Here is a 21929-nt window from a genome sequence, read left to right on the forward strand (position 1 = left end):
GGTTCACGCGCCGCCGGCCGCGACCGGCCCCAGCGCGCTGAGCTTCCAACCGGCGTCGGTGCGGGCCAGGTCCGTCTGGTACCGGTTGACCTTCTTCACCGCCTGCCCGCCCTCCGGCGTCACCGTGGTCTCCACGACCGCGATGAGGTGCGCCTTCCCGGCCCGTGCGTCGAGCTCGGTGACGGCCGCGTCCAGCACCCGGCTCACGGTCACCGTCTTGGCGTCCTCGATCTGCTTCTTCCGCTCGGCCCGGCCGTCCTCGATCTCGGAGCGCAACTCGCCCGTGGACGAGTCCAGCCACCGGTCGAGGTCCTCGTCCACCTTCTTGTAGTCGAGGGTGGTGAAGTTCGCGATCCCGACCTGCCCGACCCGCAGCACCTCGTCCCGCTCGCGCGAGAACGCCACCGAGTCGCTCGACGACGCGCTCCACCACGACACCCCGGCCCACACCGCGTAGCCGGCGGCCAGGACCGCGAGCACGGCCGCGATCGGCAGCGTCCAACGTCGAACGTCCATCCGTCCCTCTCCTCAGCCCGGCAGACCGAGCAACTGCCCCAGGCTGGTCAGCAGCGGCGCCTCGGCCGCGGTCTCGCCCGCGGTCGGCTCCCGACCCGGCTGCGAGGTCTCGTCGCCGGTCGGCGTCGTGACCGGGAGCCCACCGTAAGGCGCGTTCTGGGCGCCGCGCACGCCGGTGGCGCTGCCGCGGGCCAACGCGCAGTAGGCCTGCGTGTTGAACTCGGCCGGGGTGGTGTCGGTGCCCTGCCGGATCGTGGTGCTGTCGTAACCGACCGTGCACGGCGGCGGGTCGAACACGTTCAGGGCCAGCCCGAAGTGCGCGCCCGTGCCGTCGCCCTTGGCCACGGTGAAGCCGCCCCCGACGATGATCGGGTAGGTGACGGCGATCTGCTCCAGCCCGTTCAGGCGCGTGACCAGGATGTTCCCCGTGGTCAGCAGGTTGGCCAGCACCACGCCCAGGTTGGGCCCGGTCTCCCGCAGCAGCGCCGACACCTGCTCCGCGGCCTGCGGCGAGACGCCGATGAGCCGGCGGAGGTCGGCGTCGGAGTTCTTCAGCTGCTCGGCGAGCGACCGCAGGTCCGCCGAGAACGACTTGATCGCGCCGCCCTGCGTGGCCTGCGTGTTCAGCACCACCAACCCGCTGTCGATCAGCGCCTTGGTCTGCGGCAGGTGCTCCGTCGCCGCCCGGGTGAACACCTTCGTGTTGTCCAGCAGCACCTGGAGGTCCGGCCCGGTGCCGTTGAACGCCAGGTCCAGCTCGTCCACCACGGTCCGCAGCGACTCGGTCGGCACCGACTTGGCGAACGCGTCGAGGTTGGTCAGCAGGGTGTCCACCGGCGGCGGCGTCCTGGTGGCCGACCGCGGGATGACCGACCCGTCCGCCAGGTACGGCCCGTCCTCGCCGCGCGGGCGCAGGTCGACGAACTGCTCGCCCACGGCGGACCGGTTGGCGACCACGGCCTCCAGGTCGGCCGGGATCGACGGGGCGCTCGGGTCGATGTCGAGGTCGACCTCCAGCCCGTCCGCGGTCAGCCGCATCTGCCCGACCCGGCCGACGGCGACGCCGCGGTAGGTCACCTCGGCGTTGGTGAACACGCCGCCGGACTCGGCCAGCTGCATCGTCACCACGTACCCGGACGCGCCGAACACGCGGCCGAGCCCGACGTACCGCGCGCCGACGTAGCTCACGCCGACCAGCGCGATCAGCACGAACGCGCCGATCTGGAGCTTGATCCGACCGGGGATCACCGCCCACCTCCGAGCAGTCCGCCGAGCAGGTCGCCGAGCCCCGACTGGCCCGACACGCCGGGCAGCGGCAGGTTCGGCAGGGGCAGCGGCAGGGACGGCGCGTTGCCGTCGACGCCGGGCAGCCCGGGCAGGCTCGGCAGCGGCGACTGCCGCGACCGGCCCAGGTTGTCCACGATCGTGCCCAGGTTCAGGTCGATGTCGGCGTAGAGGTTCGTGTAGTCGCCCTTGATGGCGTCCACCGCCGAGTCCGGGAACGGGTAGGTCAGCAGCAGCTCGAAGCCGTTGGGCAGGTTCGTGCCCGCCTCGGCGAGCTTCTGCAGCGTCGGCGTCAACGCCTTCAGGTCGGCCACGAGGTCGGCCTTGGACTTGTTCACCGTGTCCACCGCGACGTCGGACAGCGCGTCCAGCGACTGCAGCAGCGTGACCAGCTGGGTGCGCTGCTCGCTGAGCACCTTCAGGCCCGGTTCGAGCCCGTCCAGCACGCCGGTGATCTGCTCGCGCTGGGCGTTGAGCGTGCCGCCGAGCCGGTTGAGGCCGTCCAGCGCGCGGGTGATCTCGCCCTTGTGCGCGTCGAGGTCGCCGACCAGCTCGTTCAGGTTGTGCAGCAGCGATCGGATCTGCGGCTCGTTGCCCTCCAGGGCCGCGTTCAGCTCGCGGCTGATGTCCTGGAGCTGGGCGATGCCACCGCCGTTGAGCAGCATGGACAGCGCGCCGAAGACCTCTTCGACCTCGGGGTTGCGGTTGGTCCGCTCGACCGGGATGACCGAACCGCTGGTGAGAGCGCCCTCCTCGCGCCCCTCGGCGGGACCGGCCAGCTCGACGTACTTCTCGCCGAGCAGCGCGGACTGGCGCAGCCGGGCGACCGCGTTGCCCGGCAGCTTCACGTCGCCGTTGACCAGCACGGTCACCTCGGCGGTCCAGCCGTCCGCGCCGAGGTCGATCCGGTCGACCCGGCCGACCGGCACGTCGTTGACCTTCACCCCGGCCTGCGGCACCAGGTCGAGCACGTCCTTGAACTGGACCTTCACCTCGTACGGCCGGTCGCCGACGTCCGCGCCGCCGGGCAGCGGCATGTTGTAGACGCCGTCGAAGCCGCCCGAGCCGCAGCCGGTCAGCACCAGCGCGCTCGCGACGAGCACCGCGATCCGCCTCACTGCGGCACCCCCGCGAGCGGCAGGGGCAGCGGCAGCTTGCCCTGGGCCAGGTCGGTCGCGATCTCCTGTGGCGTCTTCAACGGCACGGCGCCGCTGAGCAGCGGCTCCAGCCCGCGGCACGTCTCGGCGAGCACGCCGGGCACCCGGCCCGGCTCGACGCCCTGGATCAGCTTGCAGATCAGCACGATCGGCGGCTGGCTCAGCTCGTTCAGGTCGGCCCTGGTGTCGAGCGTGCCGGAGGCCGCGTTGTAGGCGTTCTGCAGGTTGCCCAGCGCCAGCGGCCCGACGTCCAGCGCCTCGGCCAGCGACGCGCGCTGGTCGACCAGGATCTGGGTGATGCCGGCGAGCTTGTCGACGTTCGACTTCAGCACGGCCCGGTTGTCCTGGATGAAGCCCTGCACCTGGCCGAGCGCGGTGGCCAGCTCGGTCAGCGCGGCGCCCAGGTTCTCCCGCTCGTCGGCGAGGAAACCGGCGACCTCGGCCAGCTGCCGGTTGAAGTCGCGCACCTGGCTGTCGTTCGCGGCCAGCATCCCGGTGAACTTCTGCAGGTTGTCCACGGTGCCGAACAGGTCGTCCTTCGAGCCGGACAACGTGCGGGTGGCGTCACCGAGCTGCTTGACGGTGTCGCCGAGCGCCTGCCCGTTGCCCTGGAGGTTGTTCGCGGCCGAGTCGAGCAGCTCCGACAGCGCGCCGTCCTTGTTGGCCCCGTTCGGGCCGAGCGCGGTGGTCAGCTTGTCCAGGCTCGCGTACAGCTCGTCCAGCTCGACGGGGGTGGCGGTGCGCTCGCGCGGGATGGTCGCGTTCTCGCCCATCACGTCGCCGCCGGTGTAGGCGGGCGCGAGCTGCACGTACCGGTCGCTGACCACGCTGGGCGCGACCACGACCGCCTGCGCGCCCGCGGGCACCTTGACCGACCGGTCGAGCGACATCACCACCTTGACCAGCGCGCCCTGCGGCTCGACCTCGTCGATCGTGCCGACCCGCACGCCGAGCACCCGCACGTCCGAGCCGGGGTAGACGCCGACGGCCGCGCCGAACAGCGCGGTCACCCGGCGGCTATCGGCGCCCGCGAACACCCACCACATCGCCACCGCGGCCACGATCGCCAGCACGCACGCGATCGCCACCGCGCGGACCAGGTCACGGCCCGTCCTCGTGGTCGCCACGTCAGTTCCCCCTCTGCACGCCGGGAGGGAGGCAGCCCTCTTCGTTGAAGCCGACCACGCCGAGGTTCACCGACGGCGGCAGCAGGCCGCAGATGTAGACGTCGAACCAGCGGCCGTTGCCCAGGGTGTTGGCGAACACCCGGAAGAACGGGCCCATCAGCGCCAGGCTGCGCTCCAGCGAGTCCTGGTTGCGCTGCAACATCGTGGTCACCCGCTCCAGCTGCTCCAGCGCCGGCCGCAGCTGCGCGGAGTTGTCGGCGACCAGGCCGGACAGCTCCTTGGACAGCTCGCGGGTGCCCCTGAGCAGCGCCCCGATCGCGTCCCGCCGCTTGCGCAGCTCCTCCAGCAGCAGGTTGCCGTCCGCGAGCAGCTTCTCGAACTGCTCGTTGCGGTCGGACAGGGTCTTGGTGATCTCGTTGGTGTTGGCCAGCAGCTCGGCCAGCTGCTCGTCGCGCGAGGAGATCGTCTTCGACAGCGCCGACAGGCCGTCCAACGCGCCGCGCACGCTCTCCGCCGAGCCCTGGAACGTCTCCGACAGCACCTGGAAGCTGTCCGCGAGCTGCTGGGTGTCGATCTGGCCGACCGTGGACGCCAGGCCGTTGAACGCCTCCTGCACGTCGTACGGCGACAGCGTGCGCTCGCGCGGGATCGGCTCGCCCGGGTCCAGCGGCTGCGAGCCCTGCGGGTCGAGCGCCAGGAACTTCTGCCCGAGCAGCGTCTTGATCCGGATCACCGCGGTCGTGCGGTCGCCGACCCAGGCGTCCTTCACCCGGAACGACACCTTCACCTTGTCGCCGTCCAGCTCGACCTTGGTCACCTTGCCGACCTTCACCCCGGCCACCCGCACCTCGTTCGACGGGATCAGGCCCGCCGCCTCGGTGAACTCGGCGGAGTAGGTGGTGCCGCCGCCGATGATCGGCAGGTCGTCGGAGTTGAAGGCGGCGAGCAGCAGCAGGGCGATCACGGTCAGGCTCACCACGCCGACCGCCACCGGGTTGCGCTGGGGGTTCATCGGCGGCACCTCGGCTGCGTCACCGGCAGAGCCGTGATCGGGATCGGGTCGTTGATGATCGGCGGCACGGCGACCTGCCCGCTGCCCTCGCACAGGAAGAAGTTGAACCAGGACCCGTAGGACGCGGTCCGCGACATCGCCTCGATCTTGGTCGGCAGGCGCTGGATGACGCTCTCCACGACCGCCTCGTGGTCCGCCAGCGTCTTCGACACCAGGCCGAGGTTGGCGATGTCGTCCTTCAACGGCTGCCGCGACTGGTCGAGCAGGTCGGCGGTCGTCGTGGTCAGCTCGCCCATGGCGCTGATCGCGTCACCGATCGGCTCGCGGTCGCCCGCCAGGCCCGTCGTCAGCTCCTGCAACGTCGTGACCAGCGTCGACACCTGCTCGGTCCGCGAGTTCACGGTGTCCAGCACGGCGTTGAGGTTGGCGATCACCTCGCCGATCACCTGGTCGCGGCCCGCCAGCGTGGACGTCAGCGACGCGGTGTGGCGCAGCAGGCTGTCGATCGTGCCGCCCTCGCCCTGCAACACCTGGATGATCTCGCTGGACAGCTGGTTCACGTCCTCCGGGTTCAGCGCCTGGAACAGCGGCTTGAAGCCGTTGAACAGCACCGTCAGGTCCAGCGCGGGCTTCGTGCGCTCCAGCGGGATCACGTCGCCGGGCTTGAGCGCGGACGCGTCGCCCACGCCGTGCTCCAGCGAGATGTAGCGCTGGCCGACGAGGTTGCGGTACTTGATCGTCGCGGTGACCGACGCGGGCAGCGTGCGGTCGCCCTCCAGCGAGAACTCCACCTCCGCCAGCCGCCGGTCGACCACCCGGATCCCGTCGACCTGGCCGACCCGGACGCCCGCGATGCGGATGTCGTCGCCCTCGTTGAGCGCGGTGACGTCGGTGAACCGGGCGGTGTAGCCGGTGGCGCCGTTGAAGTTGACGTTCGAGATGGTCACCGCGAGCAGCGTGGTCGCCAGGATCGTGATCACGGCGAACACGGCGAGCTTGATCAGCGGCGCGGCCAGGGACCTCATGCCGTCACCTCCGCTCCCCGGTACAGGGGTCCGAGCAGCAGCGCGGTGAAGCTCGGCATGTCGCGCTTCTCCACCCCGAACTGCGGCGCGAGCAGCGCGGCCAGGAAGTCCTGCTCCTCCGGCGAGTTCGCCAGCGACGGCACGCCGCCGAACGACGACACGACCGTGCCGTCCTCCCGGATGGTCCCCGTGTTGGGCGGCAGCACGCCGTCGGTGGCCGAGCGCGCGGCCGGCGGCGACGTCGAGCCGTCCTTGACCGGGCCCTCCGGCGGGTACTGCGGGAACGGGTCCGGCCGCGGCACGATGTCGTAGCAGCGCGGGCCGCGCTTGTCGGCGTACTCCGGGTCGTCCTTGCCCGGCTCGTACTTGCCGCGGTTGGCGGTGATCTCCAGCGTGATGTGCAGGCCGGGCTCGTTCGTGCCCTTGCCGAACACCTCGTCCATGATCGGCCTGAACTCCGCCAGGCCCTTGAGCAGGCACGGGTACTCGGGCGAGTACTTGGCCAGCAGCTCCAACGTCGGCTTGCTGACGTCCGCGAGCTGGATCAGGTTGTTCTTGTTCACGGCGAGGAAGCTGTTCAGGTCGAGCGACGTGGTGGTCAGCGTGCCGTAGAGGGCGAGCAGGTTGTCGCGCTGCTCGACCAGCGTGCGGCTGGTGACGGTGGCGTCCGACAGCGCCTGCACCAGGTCGGGCGCGGCGTCGGCGTAGACGTTCGAGACGTCGGCGAGGCGGCTGATGCCGTCCTTGAGCTTGGGCAGCTGCGGGTTGAACTCGCCCAGGTAGGCGTCCAGCTGCACGAGCGTCTCGCCCAGGGGCTTGCCCCGGTTCTCCAGCGCCTGCGACATCGCGGTCAGCGTGGTGGCGAGCTTCTCCGGCTGCACGGCCTGGAGCACCGGCATCAGGTCGTCGAGCACGCGTTCCAGCTCGATGGCGCTGCTGGAGCGGTCCTGCTCGATGACGGCGCCGTCGGTGAGCGGGTCCTCGCGCTCGTCGGGCAGCACCAGGTGCACGTACCGCTCGCCGAACAGGGTCTTCGGCAGCAGGCGCGCGGAGACGTTGGCCGGGATGTGCCTGACCTGCTCCGGTTCGAGCGCCAGTTCGAGCTCGGCGCCGTCGCCGGAGGTCCGGATGTCCTTCACCTGGCCGACGATCATGCCGCGGACCTTGACGTCGGAGTCGACGAGCAGCTGGTTGCCGACCCGGTCGGTCTTCAGCGTCACCTTCACGACCTCGGTGAACGCGTCGTTGTACATCGCCACCGTGACCGAGAGGAAGAGGGCGATGACCGCGATGAACACGACGCCCAGGAGTCGCCGCTTGATCATCCCGCGATCCTCACCGTCGTCGTGGTGCCCCAGATGGCCATGCTCAGGAAGAAGTCCAGCAGGCTGGTCGTGACGATCGCCGTGCGCACCGCGCGGCCCACCGCGACGCCCACGCCCGCCGGGCCGCCGCTGGCGCGGTAGCCGTAGTAGCAGTGCGTCAGGATGATCACGACGGCGAAGACGAGCACCTTGCCGAACGACCAGAGCACGTCCACCGGTGGTAGGAACAGGTTGAAGTAGTGGTCGTACGTGCCCGCCGACTGCCCGTAGAACTCGACCGTGATGAACCTGGCCGCCAGGTACGAGGTGAGCAGGCCGATCACGTACAGCGGGATGATCGCGATGAAGCCCGCGATGATCCGGGTGGTGACCAGGTACGGCAGGCTGGGGATGCCCATGACCTCCAGCGCGTCGATCTCCTCGGAGATCCGCATCGCGCCCAGCTGCGCGGTGAAGCCGGAGCCGACGGTCGCGCTCAGCGCCAGGCCGGCGACCAGCGGCGCGATCTCGCGGGTGTTGAAGTACGCGGACACGAAGCCCGCGAACGCCGACGTGCCGATCTGGTTCAGCGCGGTGAAGCCCTGCAGGCCGACGACCGTGCCGGTGAACACCGACAGGCCCACCATCACGCCGATCGTGCCGCCGATGACGGCCAGCGCGCCCGAGCCGAAGCTCACCTCGGCCAGCAGCCGCAGCGTCTCGCGCAGGTAGCGGGTCAGGGTGCGCGGCGTCCAGCACAGGGCGCGGATGTAGAACCACAGCTGGTCGCCGAACGTGTCCAGCACGGACAGCGGCGCGTTCGCGGCCTTGCGGAACCGGTCGTTGATCGCGGCCATCTCAGCTCCCCTTCGCCGGGACGACCTGGAGGTAGATCGTGGTCAGCACGAAGTTCACGAAGAACAGCAGCAGGAACGTGATGACCACGGCCTGGTTGACCGCGTCGCCGACGCCCTTCGGCCCGCCCGCCGGGTTCAGGCCCCGGTAGGCGGCCACGATGCCCGCGATGAACCCGAAGACCAGGGCCTTGATCTCGGAGATCCACAGGTCCGGCAGCTGCGCCAGGGCGCTGAAGCTCGCCAGGTACGCGCCGGGCGTGCCGTCCTGCAGGATGACGTTGAAGAAGTAGCCGCCCATCACGCCGACCACGCTGACCATGCCGTTGAGCAGGACGGACACCAGCATCGCGGCCAGCACGCGCGGCACGACCAGGCGGTGGATCGGCGAGACGCCGAGCACCTCCATCGCGTCGATCTCCTCGCGGATCTTGCGCGAGCCGAGGTCCGCGCAGATCGCGCTGCCACCCGCGCCCGCGATGAGCAGGGCCGTCACGATCGGGCTCGCCTGCTGGATGATCGCCAGCACGCTCGCCGCGCCGGTGAACGACTGCGCGCCGATCTGCCTGGTCAGCGAGCCGATCTGCAACGCGATGACCGCGCCGAACGGGATCGACACCAGCGCCGTGGGCAGCACCGTCACGCTCACCACGAACCAGCACTGCTGGATGAACTCCCGCAGCTGGAACGGGCGGCGGAACGTGTTGCGCACGACGTCCACGCCCAGCGCGAACATCCGCCCCGTTTCGCGCAGCGCGCCGACGCCGGGGAACGTCGCCGGTGAGCTCACAGCACGCCCCCTTGGCGGGGCCACGGGCTCGGGGTGATCGGGCCCGTCCGGTCGCCCGCGCCGGCCAGCACCCGGTAGTGGCGCTGCTCCTCGGGCGTGAGGCTGGCGATGATGCTCTGCTGCGCCTCGGGCGGCAGCGTGTGCAGGATGGTCATCACCCGGTCCTTGCGCCGGCGCACCGCGCCGCGCGGCGGCAGGCCGGGCGTCGGTTCCAGCTGGGGCACCACGCCGCGCACGTCCTCGTCCGGCGAGCCGTCCGAGTGGCCCGCTTCGCGGTGCGCCAGCTCGGCGGCCATCGTCGCCTGGTCCTTCTCCTCCGACATGCCGATCGGGCCGATGCGGCGACCGTTGAGGAACTGCTCGACCACCGGCTCGTCGCTGGTCAGCAGCACCTCCCGGGGGCCGAACATGACCAGTTCGCGGCGGAACAGCATGCCGAGGTTGTCCGGGACCGTGCGGGCCACGGTGATGTTGTGCGTGACGATCAGGATCGTCGCGTCGATCTGCGCGTTCAGGTCGATGAGGAGCTGGCTGAGGTAGGCCGTGCGGACCGGGTCGAGGCCGGAGTCCGGCTCGTCGCACAGGATGATCTCGGGGTCCAGCACCAGGGCGCGGGCCAGGCCGGCGCGCTTGCGCATACCGCCGGAGATCTCGCCGGGGAGCTTCTTCTCCGCGCCGACGAGGCCCACCATCTCCATCTTCTCGAGCACGATCCGCCGGACCTCGGCCTCGGTCTTGCGGGTGTGCTCGCGCAGCGGGAAGGCGACGTTGTCGAAGAGGTTCATCGAGCCGAACAGCGCGCCGTCCTGGAAGAGGACGCCGAACAGCTTCCGGATCTCGTAGAGCTTGTGCTCGGAGCAGCGGACCAGGTCGACGCCGTTGATGACGATCTTGCCGTGTTCCGGTTTCAGCAGCCCGACCAGGGACTTCAGGAAGACCGACTTGCCCGTGCCCGACGGTCCCAGCATCACGCTGACCTCGCCCGGGGGGAGGGTGAGCGTGACGTCCCGCCAGATGGTCTGCTTGCCGAAGGACTTGGTCAGGCCCTCGACGACCACCTCGACGCCCATCGCACCTCCAGGTCAGCGGCCGGCTTCGCCCGACACCGGACAGGCCGGCGTCATACCGGTGCAACGAGGCCGCCCTGTCGTGGTTACTCACCAGTTGGGTTAATGCGGTCTCGGGTGGGTAACGGTGTGAGCAGGGTCATCCCGTCGCCCCTCCGGCCACCGATGGTGGGCCACGCCCGTCGGCACGGTCAAGATCACCGGCCGTAGACAGCACGAAGGCGGACACCCCGTTCGGGTGCCCGCCTTCGCGGCAGCGGTGACGCTAGATCACTTGAGCGAGATCTTGGCGCCGGCAGCCTCGAGCTTCTCCTTGGCGGCGTCGGCGACGTCCTTCGCCACGTTCTCCAGCAGCGGCTTCGGAGCGGACTCGACCAGCTCCTTGGCCTCCTTCAGGCCCAGGCCCGAGACGACCTCGCGGACGACCTTGATGACCTGGATCTTCTTGTCGCCGGCGCCCTCGAGGACGACGGTGAACTCGTCCTTCTCCTCGACCTCGGCGGCGGCGGGGCCGGCCGGGCCGGCAGCGGCAACGGCGACCGGAGCGGCGGCGGTGACCTCGAAGGTCTCCTCGAAGTCCTTCACGAACTTCGAGAGCTCCAGGAGGGTCATCTCCTTGAACGCGTCGAGCAGCTCGTCGGTGCTGAGCTTCGCCATGATGGCGGTCCTTTCTCTTTCAACGCCCGAACTGCGGCCGGGACGCGGAGTGTCTGGGTGTGATCAGCTTTCGGCCGGAGCGTCGGACTCGGCGGCGGCAGGCGCCTCCGCGGCCTTCTTCTCCTGGAGGGCAGCAGCCAGGCGAGCGACCTGGGAAGCGGGGGCCTGGAACAGACCCGCGGCCTTCGCCAGGTTGCCCTTCATCGCGCCCGCCAGCTTGGCGAGCAGCACCTCACGGGTCTCGAGGTCCGCGATGGCGGTGACCTCTTCGACCGAGAGGGGGCGGCCGTCCATGTAGCCGCCCTTGATGACCAGGGCCTTGTTGTCCTTCGCGAAGTCACGCAGTGCCTTGGCCGCGTCGACCGGCTCGCCTTCGACGAAGGCGATGGCGGTCGGGCCGACGAGCAGGGCCTCGAGGCCCTCGACGCCTGCGTCCTCAGCGGCACGCTTGACCAGCGTGTTCTTCGCAACGGTGTACGTGGTGCCCGCGCCGAGAGCGCGACGCAGCGTGGTGAGCTGCGCCATGGAGAGGCCACGGTACTCGGTCACGACAGCGGCCGAGCTTCCACGGAACTTGTCCGTGAGCTCGGCGACGGCCGAAACCTTGCTGGGCTTCGCCATGATCGCCTCCTCTCTGGGCTGGTGACAGCCGGTCGAGTGCGATCAGGCCGGGAAAAGCAAAAACGCCCCAGCGCAGCAGCACGGGGCGTGACGGGCGTGCGAGCACGCCTGGGTCTTCCTCGTTCTCCTGCGCGGGCCGCCCGCTTCGCGGGACCTTCGCTGCACGACGAGTGCCGTGCACGACCAGCGGTCTTTGGTGAACCGTCGCCAACCCTAGCAGGGGAGCTGACGGCGACCCAAATCGGTCATGATGGGACCCGTGACCGAAGAGCCGCCGAGGAACCCGCCGCCACCGGACATCGACCCGGAACAGCTCCGGCAGTTCCAGGAGTTCCAACGGTTCCAGGAGTTCCAGCGCTTCCAGCAGGCCCAAGGCGCCAACCAGCCGAGCCTGCCCCCGGGCGCCACCCCACCGCCGGGCCTCCCACCCGGCGCCACCCCACCGCCGGGAATCCCACCGGCCGCCCCACCACCGCCCGGTCCGCGCCGCAAGCCGCTGTGGCAGATCCTGCTGCGCAGCAAGCTCGTCCGCCGCCTGGTGTACCTGGTGGTCGTGCTGCTCGTCGCCTCCTACTTCTACGAGCAGTACTTCGGCGGCGACGACCCGGGCGGCGTGGCGATCGACAGCGGTGGCGTCGAGAACAACGTCATCGCGCCGGCCAACCCGTACGGCAGCAACGGCACGATCGGCCAGTTCTACAAGCACGTCGGCACCGGTGACGGCGGCCGCGCGTGCGCGTACTTCAAGAGCGACGGGCCGCGCAAGGCGTTCGCCGAGGCCTTCGGCGAGACCGACTGCCCGGCCGCGGTGACGAAGCTGAAGGACCAGGTCACCGACGTGAGCAGCTACCGGCAGCTCGGGTTCCCCCAGACGATGGTCACACCGCCCGAGTCCGGCTCCGTCGAGGTCAGCTCCTGTGCGCTGCAGGTGCGCAGCGGGCCGAAGCTGGGCAAGTTCGTGCTCACCGAGCAGACCAGCGGCGCGTGGGCGATCACCGGGTACGTCGCCGAGCCGAGTTGCCCCTGACGACGCGAAGCGCCCCTCGGCGGGAGGCCGAGGGGCGCTTCGGGTGGTTCTGACGAGCCGTGGTCAGACGGTGACCTCGTCGGACAGCAGGTTGCGCGTCCGGTTCGGGTCGACCGGGATGCCCGGGCCCATCGTGGTCGAGACGGTGACCTTCTTCAGGTACCGGCCCTTCGCCGCGGACGGCTTGGCGCGCAGGATCTCGTCCAGCGCGGCGGCGTAGTTCTCGACCAGCTTCTCCGGGTCGAACGACACCTTGCCGATGACGAGGTGCAGGTTGGCCTGCTTGTCGACGCGGAAGTTGATCTTACCGCCCTTGATCTCGTTCACGGCCTTGGCGACGTCGGGCGTCACGGTGCCGGTCTTCGGGTTCGGCATCAGGCCGCGCGGGCCCAGGATGCGGGCGATGCGACCGACCTTGGCCATCTGGTCGGGCGTGGCGATCGCGGCGTCGAAGTCGAGCCAACCACCCTGGATGCGCTCGATCAGGTCCTCGGAGCCGACCGCGTCCGCGCCGGCGGCCTCGGCCTCGGCGGCCTTGTCACCGGTCGCGAAGACGATCACGCGGGCGGTCTTGCCCGTACCGTGCGGCAGGTTCACGGTGCCGCGGACCATCTGGTCGGCCTTGCGCGGGTCGACGCCGAGCCGGATGGCGACCTCGACGGTCGCGTCCAGCTTCACCTTGGAAGTCTCCTTGGCGAGCTTGGCTGCCTCCAGCGGCGAGTAGAGCCGCTCACGGTCAACCAGCTCAGCAGCGTTCTTGTACGCCTTGCTGCGCTTCATGCTTCTGTCCTTAAAGTGGATCAGTTGTGGTGACGAGCCAGCGCGCGGCTCTCCCACGAACTACGAAAGAGAAAGGTCAGCCTTCGACGGTGATGCCCATGGAGCGGGCGGTGCCGGCGATGATCTTCGCCGCCTGGTCCACGTCGTTGGCGTTGAGGTCGACCATCTTGTTCTGCGCGATCTCCCGCACCTGGTCCATGGTCACCTTGGCGACCTTGAGGCGGTGCGGCTCGCCCGAGCCCTTCTCCACACCGGCGGCCTTGAGCAGCAGCTTCGCGGCCGGCGGGGTCTTGAGCTTGAAGTCGAACGAGCGGTCTTCGTACACGGAGATCTCGACCGGCACCACGGTGCCGCGCTGCGACTCGGTCGCGGCGTTGTACTGCTTGCAGAACTCCATGATGTTGACGCCGTGCTGACCCAGCGCGGGACCAACGGGCGGCGCGGGGTTCGCGGCCCCGGCCTTGATCTGCAGCTTGATGATCGCTGCGAGCTTCTTCTTCTTGGGAGGCATCTCGGTTCCTTTATTGCGGTGTCCGCGCGCGGCCCTGCCAGCCGCAGCGTGGCTGCCGGCTCCCCTTGTTCAGGGGAGCCGGAGTCTTGTTGTCCTGGTCAGATCTTGGAGACCTGGCTGAACGACAGCTCGACCGGGGTCTCGCGGCCGAAGATAGACACCAGGACCTTCAGCTTCTGGCCGTCCGCGTTGACCTCGCTGATCGTCGCGGGCAGCGTCGCGAACGGGCCGTCCATGACGGTGACCGACTCGCCGACCTCGAAGTCGACCTCGACGGTCGACTTCGCGGGCGTCGCGGCGCTCTTCTTGCCGGCCGCGGGCTTCTGCTCGACCTGGGGCAGCAGGAACTTCAGCACCTCGTCGATGGTCAGCGGCGACGGCTTGGAGGTCGCGCCGACGAAACCCGTCACGCCGGGCGTGTTGCGCACCGCGCTCCACGACGCGTCGTTGAGCTCCATCCGGACCAGGATGTAGCCGGGCAGCACCTTGCGCTGCACCTGCTTGCGCTGGCCGTTCTTGATCTCGGTGACTTCCTCGGTCGGCACCTCGACCTGGAAGATGTAGTCCTCCATGTCGAGGGTCTGGATGCGCGTCTCGAGGTTGGTCTTGACCTTGTTCTCGTAGCCCGCGTACGAGTGCACGACGTACCAGTCGCCGGGCGCGCGCCGCAGTGCTTCGCGCATCTCCTCGGCGGGGTCCGCGGGCTCGGCGTCGATGTCGACGACGGCGGCCTCGACGTCGCCACCGGACTCGACGTCACCGCCCGACTCGACATCGCCACCGGACTCGGCCTCGACGGGGGCGGACTCCTCGGTCTCCTCCGACGCCTCCGCCTGCTCGACGTCCTCGACGCCACCGTCGAAGTCCCGCTCGTCGGTCAGGTCGTTCAGCTCCTGGGCGTCAACGCCGCCGTTCTCGGAGGTCACTGTGGGTCTCGCTTCCTCTCATGCATCACATGTTCCGCCGCCACCCGGGGCGGCAGGCGCTCGGCTCAGCCGAACACCCTGAACATGCCCCAGGCGAAGGCCGAATCCAGGCCGAACACCAACGCCACCATGAAGGCCACGAAGACCAACACGACTCCGGTGTAGGTGATCATCTGCTTGCGGGTCGGCCAGATGACCTTCCGCAGCTCGCTGACCACCTCGCGGATGTACCGGACGATGCGGGCGAAGAAACCGACCCGCTTCTCCGAGTCCGCCCGCGAACGCGTGGGGCGGCCCTTCTTGGCCTCCTCGGCGTCGGAGTCGGCCTCGGCCGCCTTCTTCGCCTCCACGGAGTCCTTGCGGCCCGCCGGTCGCGCGGAGCCACGGCGCTCGCGCCGCGCTGCGGCGGTAACCGGCCGGGACGCGCCCTCGCGCTCTTCCGGCTGGTCCTGCTCGCGGCCCTCGCTCATGCCGTCCTCCGCTCACCATCGCGCTTCGACGCAGGGGCGACAGGACTTGAACCTGCAACCTGCGGTTTTGGAGACCGCTGCTCTGCCAGTTGAGCTACACCCCTTTGGCGCCCGGAACCCGGACACCCTGGCTGGAGACGTCCCGCACCCTCCTCACGTGGCCCGTGAGGCAGCGACTGGACGTTCCAAGACCGGAAGCATACGGCACCAAGTGCCCCTCCTTCCAACTGGCCCGGTCAGAGGGGGTGCCGGGCGCTTACCCGGTTGTGCGATCTGCCACGATTGGCGGCATGGGCACGCCTGAGACGACCACCGGGACCACCACCTCCGAGCACCAGCGGATCTCGCAGCGGATCGGCGGCATCGCCGAGTCCGCCACCCTCGCGGTCGACGCGAAGGCGAAGGCGCTCAAGGCCGCGGGCCGACCGGTGATCGGCTTCGGTGCGGGCGAGCCGGACTTCCCGACCCCTGATGCCATCGTAGCCGCAGCTCAGGCCGCGTGCGCGGACCCGAAGAACCACCGCTACACGCCCGCCGCCGGCCTGCCCGAACTGCGGGAAGCCGTAGCCGCGAAGACCAAGCGCGACTCGGGCTACGAGGTCACCGCCGCCCAGGTGCTGATCACCAACGGCGGCAAGCAGGCCGTCTACCAGGCGTTCGCCACGATCGTCGACCCGGGCGACGAGGTGCTGCTGCCCGCGCCGTACTGGACCACCTACCCCGAGGCGATCACGCTGGCGGGCGGCGTCCCGGTGCAGGTCACGGCCGACGAGTCGACCGACTACCTGGTCACGGTGGAGCAGCTGGAGGCCGCGCGCACCCCGAAGACCAAGGTGCTGCTGCTGTGCTCGCCGTCCAACCCGACCGGCTCGGTCTACACCCGCGAGCAGATCACCGCGATCGGCGAGTGGGCGCTGGAGCACGGGCTGTGGGTGATCACCGACGAGATCTACGAGCACCTGGTCTACGACGGCGCCGAGTCGGTGTCGCTGCCGGTGGCCGTGCCCGCGATGGCCGACCGCACGATCGTGCTCAACGGCGTGGCGAAGACCTACGCGATGACGGGCTGGCGGGTCGGCTGGCTGATCGGCCCGACCGACGTGGTCAAGGCCGCCGCGAACCTCCAGTCCCACCTGACCTCGAACGTGGCGAACGTGTCGCAGCGGGCCGCGCTGGAGGCCGTGTCCGGGCCGCTGGACGCGGCGCACGAGATGCGCGAGGCGTTCGACCGCCGTCGGCGCACCATCGTCGACCTGCTGTCCGCGATCCCCGGCGTCCAGTGCCCGACCCCGAAGGGCGCGTTCTACGTGTACCCGTCGGTGAAGGCGTTGATCGGCAAGACGCTGCGCGGCGCCGAGATCACCGACACGGTCCGGCTCGCGGCGCTGATCCTGGAGCACGCCGAGGTGGCCGTGGTGCCCGGTGAGGCGTTCGGCACGCCCGGCTACCTGCGGCTGTCGTACGCGCTCGGCGACGACGACCTGAAGACCGGTGTGACGCGGATGGCCGAGCTGCTGGCCGAGGTCGAGTAGCACACAGTTTCGACGCTCCGTCACGAAAGGCACCTCCAATGGGGGTGCCTTTCGTCGTATTGAGACTCATTCGCGTCACGGCGGGTAACTGTGATGTGTACCACCCTGACGGAGTGGAGGCGCCATGTCCGACCCGAGGCGGAACGGCCCGGGCACCGCCGGGTTCGTGCTCGGGCTCCTGGGTTTGGTGCTCAGCTTCATCCCGGTGGTCGGCCTCGTCGCGTGGCCGCTGGTCGTCGCGGGGCTCGCCCTCGGGCTGTTCGGCCTGGTCCGGATCTCCCGCGGGCAGGCCGACAACAAGGGGCTCGCGATCGCCGGCGTCGCGCTGTCCGCAGCGGGCCTCGTCGTCTGCGTCGCGTGGGTGGCGGTGTTCGGCCGGGCCTCGTCCGACGCCGAGAACGCGCTCGACGACCTCCAGGCGCAGGCCGACCGGGGTTCGGTGCTCCGCTACGAGGTGACCGGCGACGCGCCGGGGGCCACGGTCAGCTACTCCACCTTCGGCGACGGCGGCTCGGCCACCACCGCCGAGGAGGAGGTCGCCGCGCTGCCGTGGACCAAGGAGTTCACGGTCATGGGGACGCTCCACGGCGGGACGCTCGACGTGACGACCGGCGCCGACGGCGGCACGGTCACGTGCGAGGTGACCGTGGACGGCGAGGCGCGGAAGACCGCGACCGCGTCCGGCCCGAACGCGGTCGCGACGTGTTCGGACTTCTGACGGGTAACCCCTTTGGGTGATCGCTGTAACCGTCGGTAGAACTAGGCCGATGGTCCATTCAGTCGAACTGATCTTCACCCGAGGAGCGCAACCACCATGGCGGAACCCGACCCACCCGAGCGTGAACGCCGCCGCAAGTGGCTCGTGGTCACGGCCTCGGTGGCGCTCGTGGTGGGCGCGATCGCGCTCGTGCTGTGGACCACGGCGCCGGAACCGCCCGTCCTGGTCGTCTACCAGGTCAGCGGCACGGCCGAACGGGCCACCGTCACCTACTCGACCTTCCGCGGCGGCGAGACGCGCCAGGAGGAGCTGACCGCGCTGCCCTGGCGGCTGGAGCTGCTCGCCACCGGCGAGCCCGACCACGGCGTGCTGACCGTCACGATCGGGCCCGACGGCGGTGACGTGGCGTGCGAGGTGCGGGTGGCCGAGGTGGAGCGGCGTTCGGCGACCGCCAAGGGCCCGCACACCAGCGCGCTGTGCGGGTTCTAGGCGCCGAGCCGGACGATGGCCGACGCGCCGCCGAGCACGGACTTGCCCTCGAACGAGGCCGTCACGTTGACCTTGACCGTCCCGTCGTCGAGGACCTTGGTCACCTTCGCGGTGACCTCCACCAACGCGCCCTTGTCGTCGTCGGGCACCGGGACGGGCCTGCCGAACCGCACGCCGTACTGGACGACGGCGCCGGGGTCGCCGACCCACTCGGTGACGATCCGGACGGCCATGCCCATGGTGAGCATCCCGTGCGCGATGACGCCGGGCAGGCCGACCTCGCGGGCGAACCGCTCGTTCCAGTGGATCGGGTTGAAGTCGCCGGACGCGCCCGCGTACCGGACCAGGTCGGCGCGGGTGATGCGCAGCGACAGCGGCGGCAGCTCGTCGCCGACGGAGACCTCCGATGCGCGGATCACGCGTCCTCCCCCCGCACCACGAGCGTGCAGCGACCGGTCGTGACGGGCTCGCCGTCCTCGGTGCCGACCTCGGCCCGGATCGCCAGCATGTCGTTGCCCATCCGCGACGTGATGCCGTCCACGTGCAGCACGGTGGTGAGGCGGTCGCCGGCGACGATCGGGCGGTGGTGGACGAACGCCTGGTCGCCGTGCACCACGCGGCTGTAGTCCAGGCCCAGGTCGGGGTCCTCGACCAGCACGTCGTTCGCCTTCATCGACACGATGATCGCGAACGTGGGCGGCGCGATGACGTCGCGGTACCCGGCCGCGCGGGCGGCTTCGGGGTCGCGGTGCAGCGGGCTCGTCTCGCCGACCGCCTCGGCGAACTCGCGGATCTTCTCGCGGCCGACCTCGTAGGGCGGCGACGGCGGGTAGGAACGTCCGACGAAGGACTGGTCGAGAGGCACGCGCAGCAGGTTATACGCGACGAGGCCCGCCCCGGATCCCGGGACGGGCCTCGTCGTGCGCCTGGCTACCGGCTCAGCGGGTTTCCTTGTGAGCGCGGTGGGTCTTGCAGTTCGGGCAGAACTTCTTGATCTCCAGGCGGTCCGGGTCGTTGCGCCGGTTCTTCCTGGTGATGTAGTTCCGGTGCTTGCACTCCTCGCACGCGAGGGTGATCTTGGGGCGTACGTCGGTTGCAGCCACGGTCCTTGCCTTCCTAGAGCTCGTGTGCCCCGACCCGACCGGGCGACCAGTGCGGGCTTACCGCCTGGCGGGGATCTAGCTGAGTAGCGGTGGCCGGACTTGAACCGGCGACACAGCGATTATGAGCCGCTTGCTCTACCAACTGAGCTACACCGCTTTACACAACACGGCCGCGATGCTCGTGCACCGCGGCCAGTTGTGGAGCCCCTTTACGGAATCGAACCGTAGACCTTCTCCTTACCATGGAGACGCTCTGCCGACTGAGCTAAAGGGGCTTGCTCTTGCGGAGCCATGAGAACTCTACAACAGGCGTGCCGTGGAAAGGAAATCGGGGGGTCCTCCTAGTGGACCAGGGTGAGCACCGTCTCATCCCGGGCACCCCTGACCTGGACCGTCCGCGCCCGCAACCAGGCCTCGAAGCGGTCCTCGGACAGCGGCCGGGAGATCAGGTAGCCCTGCGCCACGTCGCAGCCCATGCCGACGAGCTGGTCGCGCGCGGCGTCGTCCTCGACGCCCTCGGCGACCACCGTGAGCCCCAGCGAGTGGCCGAGCTCCACGATCGACCGGACCACCGCCATGTCACCGAGGTCGGTGCCCATGCCGAGGACGAAGCTCTTGTCGATCTTCACCTCGTCCACCGGCAGCTGCCTCAGGTACGCCAGCGACGAGTAGCCCGTGCCGAAGTCGTCCACGGCCAGCACGACGCCCATCTGGTGCAGCCGCCGCAGCACGGGCAGGGCGCGTTCGGGGTCGGCCATCACGCCGGACTCGGTCAGCTCGAACGTGAGCAGCTCCGGCGGCACCTCGTGGCGCTTCAGCGCCGCCGCCACCCGGTCCGGGAACTCCTCGTCGGCCAGCGTCCGCACGGACAGGTTCACCGCGATGGACATCCGCAGCCCGCGGTCGATCCAGAGCCGCACCCGCGCCAACGCCGTGTCCATGACGAAGTCGGTGAGCACGTCCACCAGGCCGGTCGCCTCGACGGCCGGCACGAACTCGTCCGGGTCGACGCGGCCGAACTCGGGGTGCTTCCACCGCACCAGCGCCTCCGCGCCGACCACCTGGCGGCTCGGCAGCGCGACCTTCGGCTGGTAGTGCACGGAGATCTGGCCGTTCTCCAGCGCGGACCGGAACTGCGTCACCAGCTGGAAGCGGCGCAGGAAGATCTGGCCCATGCTCGGCGCGTACTGGCGCAGCGGCTCGTTGTCGCTGGTCGCCCGGACCGCCACGTCGGCGCGTTGCAGCAGCGCGTCGGGGTCCGGCTCGTCGACCTCGCAGTCCGCGGTGGTGGCCCAGCCGACGACCGCGCCCGCCTCGACGGTGAGCCGGTCGACCGGGTACGGCACCGAGAGCGCGGCGCGGAGCCGTTCGGCGATCTCCTGGATCTGCTCGGCCTGCCGGTCCAGCAGCAGCGCGGCGAACGCGCCGCCCTCCAGCCTGGCCAGCGGCACCTCCGGACCAAGCTCGTCGCGCAGCCGGCGGCCGGCGGCGACGACCATCCGGTTGCCCCACGCCTGCCCCAGCGCGTCGGAGACGGTGGACAGCACGTCGAGGTCGATGCGCACCACCACGGCCGTGTTCGCCTCGCGCATGGGCTCGCTGGCGGCCTCGCGGAAGCCGGGCCGGTTGAGCAGGCCGGTCAGCGGGTCGTGGTAGGCGTCGTGGCGCAGCCGGGCGAGCAGGCGGCGGTTGTCCACGGCGGTGGACAGGTGGCTCGCCAGCGTGCGCAGGAGCTGGATGTCGGCCTTGCCGAAGCCGCGCCACCGGCTGAGCCGGTCGTGCACCTCGACCGCGCCGAGCAGCTGGGTCGCCCCGCGCAGCGGCACGACCAGCGCTTCCTGCGCGTCGCGGCGGACCAGGGCCTCGGAGACCTCTTCGCCGGCGTCCACGATGCGGAAGTACCGCACCTGCGCGCCGGGCAGCTGGAGCATGGCGTCCTCGCGCAGCACGCGCGGGTCGTCGCGGCGCATGCCCGGCGGCAGCGGCTCGCCCGAGACCAGCGTGCGCATCGGGGCCTGCGGGTCGGTGCGCAGCCGCAGCACGACGCGGTTGGCGTTCAGCTGCTCGCGGATGCGCTCGGCGATGAGCTGCCAGTCGTCGTCCTCGTCGCTGCCGTCGTCCTCCTCCTGGTTCGCGCCGCGCGGTCCGGTGACGTGGCGGCCCGAGCGGGCCACCCGCAGCGACACCTCGCTGAGCGCCTCCAGGTCGCGCTGCTCGCGCAGCAGGCCGGAGTAGGCCAGGTAGATGGCGGTGATGCCGAGGAAGACGAGGCCGATCAGCAGGCCGCCCCACGGCGCCTTGTCGGCGATCTCGTAGCCGGCCAGGCCCGCGGAGGTGTTCAGCAGGGCCACCACGAGGGTCTGGAGCACCAGGCGCAGGCTCGGCGCGACCCGCATGCCCTTGCCCATCATCCGCAACGCGGTCAGGCCGAGCACGCTGGCCAGCAGCGGCACCGCGATCGTGCCGATGAACGCGCCCGCCCAGAACGGGCCTTCCGCACCGAGGAACCGCTTCACGAGCTCGGCGACCGCGAAGGCGACCGAGATCTCCATGAACATCAGGCCCGCGTTGTAGACGGCGCGGTCGAGCACGCGGCGGCCGAGCAGCGTGCCCACGCCCGCGACCACGTGCGCGGCGAGCACGATCTCGAACGGCGCGACCAGCAGGCCGAGCACGAGCGGGATCTCGGTGAACGAGATGGTCCAGGCCACTCCGCTGCGCACGTCGACGTTGATGGCCAGCTGCTCGGCGAGCAGGAACCCGATCACCAGCAGCGGGCCGGTCCACCACAGGTCGACGTCGGGGTCGGTGTCCGGCAGCCAGCTGCCCACCAGGAACGCGGACAGCGCGCCCGCGACGAGGAGCAGGACCGCGAACACGCTGAACGCGCGGTTCGTGGACCGGGGCGGCGCGCTGGGCGCCGTGGCCGACGCGTGGTCGGACATCCAGCCTCCTCGTC

The 21929-nt window shown here is 70.2% G+C and carries 24 protein-coding genes and 3 tRNA genes; 4 read left to right on the forward strand and 23 right to left on the reverse strand.

Annotation, left to right across the window (positions count from 1 at the left end):
• Positions 1-3: 3 nt before the first annotated feature.
• The 12 genes from AB0I91_RS02780 to rplJ all read right to left on the reverse strand — a co-directional run bounded on the left by AB0I91_RS02780 (position 4) and on the right by rplJ (position 11414).
• On the reverse strand, positions 4-516 hold the full coding sequence (locus AB0I91_RS02780; protein WP_498776529.1) for an Rv1363c family protein: 513 nt from the start codon (positions 514-516) through the stop codon (positions 4-6).
• Between the two features lie 12 nt (positions 517-528).
• Positions 529-1764, reverse strand: coding sequence for an MCE family protein (locus tag AB0I91_RS02785; RefSeq protein ID WP_499634928.1), 1236 nt, complete (start codon positions 1762-1764; stop codon positions 529-531).
• Positions 1761-2918 (reverse strand): MCE family protein, encoded by a 1158-nt coding sequence (locus AB0I91_RS02790; protein WP_499634931.1) that lies wholly within the window; start codon positions 2916-2918, stop codon positions 1761-1763. Before AB0I91_RS02790 ends, AB0I91_RS02785 begins: the two co-directional genes overlap by 4 nt.
• A complete protein-coding gene (locus tag AB0I91_RS02795; protein WP_499634934.1) occupies positions 2915-4084 on the reverse strand; it encodes an MCE family protein in 1170 nt (389 codons plus the stop codon). The genes AB0I91_RS02790 and AB0I91_RS02795 overlap by 4 nt, the downstream gene beginning before the upstream one ends.
• 1 nt (position 4085) lies before the next feature.
• Entirely contained in the window at positions 4086-5096 is a 1011-nt protein-coding gene (locus AB0I91_RS02800) for an MCE family protein (protein ID WP_498776521.1), read from the reverse strand.
• Positions 5093-6121 carry an MCE family protein gene (locus AB0I91_RS02805; protein WP_498776519.1) on the reverse strand — a complete coding sequence of 343 codons (1029 nt, stop codon included), beginning with the start codon at positions 6119-6121 and terminating at the stop codon, positions 5093-5095. The genes AB0I91_RS02800 and AB0I91_RS02805 overlap by 4 nt, the downstream gene beginning before the upstream one ends.
• Positions 6118-7446: an MCE family protein gene (locus AB0I91_RS02810; protein WP_498776517.1), complete on the reverse strand. Its 1329-nt coding sequence runs from the start codon at positions 7444-7446 to the stop codon at positions 6118-6120. The genes AB0I91_RS02805 and AB0I91_RS02810 overlap by 4 nt, the downstream gene beginning before the upstream one ends.
• Positions 7443-8282 carry an MlaE family ABC transporter permease gene (locus AB0I91_RS02815; protein ID WP_498776515.1) on the reverse strand — a complete coding sequence of 280 codons (840 nt, stop codon included), beginning with the start codon at positions 8280-8282 and terminating at the stop codon, positions 7443-7445. Before AB0I91_RS02815 ends, AB0I91_RS02810 begins: the two co-directional genes overlap by 4 nt.
• A 1-nt stretch (position 8283) precedes the next feature.
• Complete coding sequence (locus AB0I91_RS02820) at positions 8284-9015, reverse strand: MlaE family ABC transporter permease (RefSeq protein ID WP_498776600.1); 732 nt, start codon at positions 9013-9015, stop codon at positions 8284-8286.
• A gap of 50 nt (positions 9016-9065) precedes the next feature.
• The gene (locus AB0I91_RS02825; RefSeq protein ID WP_498776513.1) at positions 9066-10139 is read right to left on the reverse strand and encodes an ABC transporter ATP-binding protein; all 1074 of its coding nucleotides are present in this window, start codon (positions 10137-10139) and stop codon (positions 9066-9068) included.
• 267 nt (positions 10140-10406) lie between these two features.
• On the reverse strand, positions 10407-10793 hold the full coding sequence (gene rplL, locus AB0I91_RS02830; protein WP_230566466.1) for a 50S ribosomal protein L7/L12: 387 nt from the start codon (positions 10791-10793) through the stop codon (positions 10407-10409).
• A gap of 63 nt (positions 10794-10856) precedes the next feature.
• Positions 10857-11414, reverse strand: a complete 558-nt coding sequence (gene rplJ / locus AB0I91_RS02835) for a 50S ribosomal protein L10 (RefSeq protein ID WP_230566465.1) — start codon at positions 11412-11414, stop codon at positions 10857-10859.
• Between the two features lie 259 nt (positions 11415-11673).
• Between rplJ and AB0I91_RS02840 the strand changes: the two genes are divergently transcribed.
• The gene (locus tag AB0I91_RS02840; RefSeq protein ID WP_499634938.1) at positions 11674-12441 is read left to right on the forward strand and encodes a hypothetical protein; all 768 of its coding nucleotides are present in this window, start codon (positions 11674-11676) and stop codon (positions 12439-12441) included.
• 63 nt (positions 12442-12504) lie between these two features.
• Here the strand turns inward: AB0I91_RS02840 and rplA are convergent, their stop codons facing one another.
• The 5 genes from rplA to AB0I91_RS02865 all read right to left on the reverse strand — a co-directional run bounded on the left by rplA (position 12505) and on the right by AB0I91_RS02865 (position 15232).
• Entirely contained in the window at positions 12505-13221 is a 717-nt protein-coding gene (gene rplA, locus AB0I91_RS02845) for a 50S ribosomal protein L1 (RefSeq protein ID WP_498776508.1), read from the reverse strand.
• A gap of 76 nt (positions 13222-13297) precedes the next feature.
• Positions 13298-13732 (reverse strand): 50S ribosomal protein L11, encoded by a 435-nt coding sequence (rplK, locus tag AB0I91_RS02850; protein ID WP_106616850.1) that lies wholly within the window; start codon positions 13730-13732, stop codon positions 13298-13300.
• A gap of 98 nt (positions 13733-13830) precedes the next feature.
• Positions 13831-14658: a transcription termination/antitermination protein NusG gene (nusG, locus tag AB0I91_RS02855; protein WP_499611671.1), complete on the reverse strand. Its 828-nt coding sequence runs from the start codon at positions 14656-14658 to the stop codon at positions 13831-13833.
• A gap of 65 nt (positions 14659-14723) precedes the next feature.
• Positions 14724-15128, reverse strand: coding sequence for a preprotein translocase subunit SecE (gene secE, locus AB0I91_RS02860; protein WP_230566462.1), 405 nt, complete (start codon positions 15126-15128; stop codon positions 14724-14726).
• A gap of 31 nt (positions 15129-15159) precedes the next feature.
• A tRNA-Trp gene (locus AB0I91_RS02865) sits at positions 15160-15232 on the reverse strand.
• 186 nt (positions 15233-15418) lie between these two features.
• Here AB0I91_RS02865 and AB0I91_RS02870 point away from each other — a divergent pair.
• From AB0I91_RS02870 to AB0I91_RS02880, 3 genes are all read left to right on the forward strand, one after another.
• The gene (locus AB0I91_RS02870; RefSeq protein ID WP_498776503.1) at positions 15419-16660 is read left to right on the forward strand and encodes a pyridoxal phosphate-dependent aminotransferase; all 1242 of its coding nucleotides are present in this window, start codon (positions 15419-15421) and stop codon (positions 16658-16660) included.
• 124 nt (positions 16661-16784) lie between these two features.
• On the forward strand, positions 16785-17378 hold the full coding sequence (locus AB0I91_RS02875; protein ID WP_498776501.1) for an MmpS family transport accessory protein: 594 nt from the start codon (positions 16785-16787) through the stop codon (positions 17376-17378).
• A 96-nt stretch (positions 17379-17474) separates the two neighbouring features.
• Positions 17475-17867 (forward strand): hypothetical protein, encoded by a 393-nt coding sequence (locus AB0I91_RS02880; protein WP_498776499.1) that lies wholly within the window; start codon positions 17475-17477, stop codon positions 17865-17867.
• On the opposite strand, the gene AB0I91_RS02885 is transcribed toward AB0I91_RS02880, so the two are convergent.
• From AB0I91_RS02885 to AB0I91_RS02910, 6 genes are all read right to left on the reverse strand, one after another.
• Entirely contained in the window at positions 17864-18286 is a 423-nt protein-coding gene (locus AB0I91_RS02885; RefSeq protein ID WP_498776497.1) for a MaoC family dehydratase, read from the reverse strand. The genes AB0I91_RS02880 and AB0I91_RS02885 overlap by 4 nt on opposite strands.
• On the reverse strand, positions 18283-18732 hold the full coding sequence (locus tag AB0I91_RS02890; protein WP_498776495.1) for an FAS1-like dehydratase domain-containing protein: 450 nt from the start codon (positions 18730-18732) through the stop codon (positions 18283-18285). The genes AB0I91_RS02885 and AB0I91_RS02890 overlap by 4 nt, the downstream gene beginning before the upstream one ends.
• 73 nt (positions 18733-18805) lie before the next feature.
• The gene (gene rpmG / locus AB0I91_RS02895) at positions 18806-18970 is read right to left on the reverse strand and encodes a 50S ribosomal protein L33 (RefSeq protein ID WP_015105301.1); all 165 of its coding nucleotides are present in this window, start codon (positions 18968-18970) and stop codon (positions 18806-18808) included.
• Between the two features lie 84 nt (positions 18971-19054).
• A tRNA-Met gene (locus AB0I91_RS02900) sits at positions 19055-19127 on the reverse strand.
• Between the two features lie 42 nt (positions 19128-19169).
• Positions 19170-19245 (reverse strand) — tRNA-Thr (locus AB0I91_RS02905).
• A 66-nt stretch (positions 19246-19311) separates the two neighbouring features.
• Complete coding sequence (locus tag AB0I91_RS02910) at positions 19312-21915, reverse strand: putative bifunctional diguanylate cyclase/phosphodiesterase (protein ID WP_498776493.1); 2604 nt, start codon at positions 21913-21915, stop codon at positions 19312-19314.
• Positions 21916-21929: the final 14 nt, after the last annotated feature.

The sequence above is a fragment of the Actinosynnema sp. NPDC049800 genome, assembly GCF_040656635.1.
Lineage (GTDB): Bacteria > Actinomycetota > Actinomycetes > Mycobacteriales > Pseudonocardiaceae > Actinosynnema.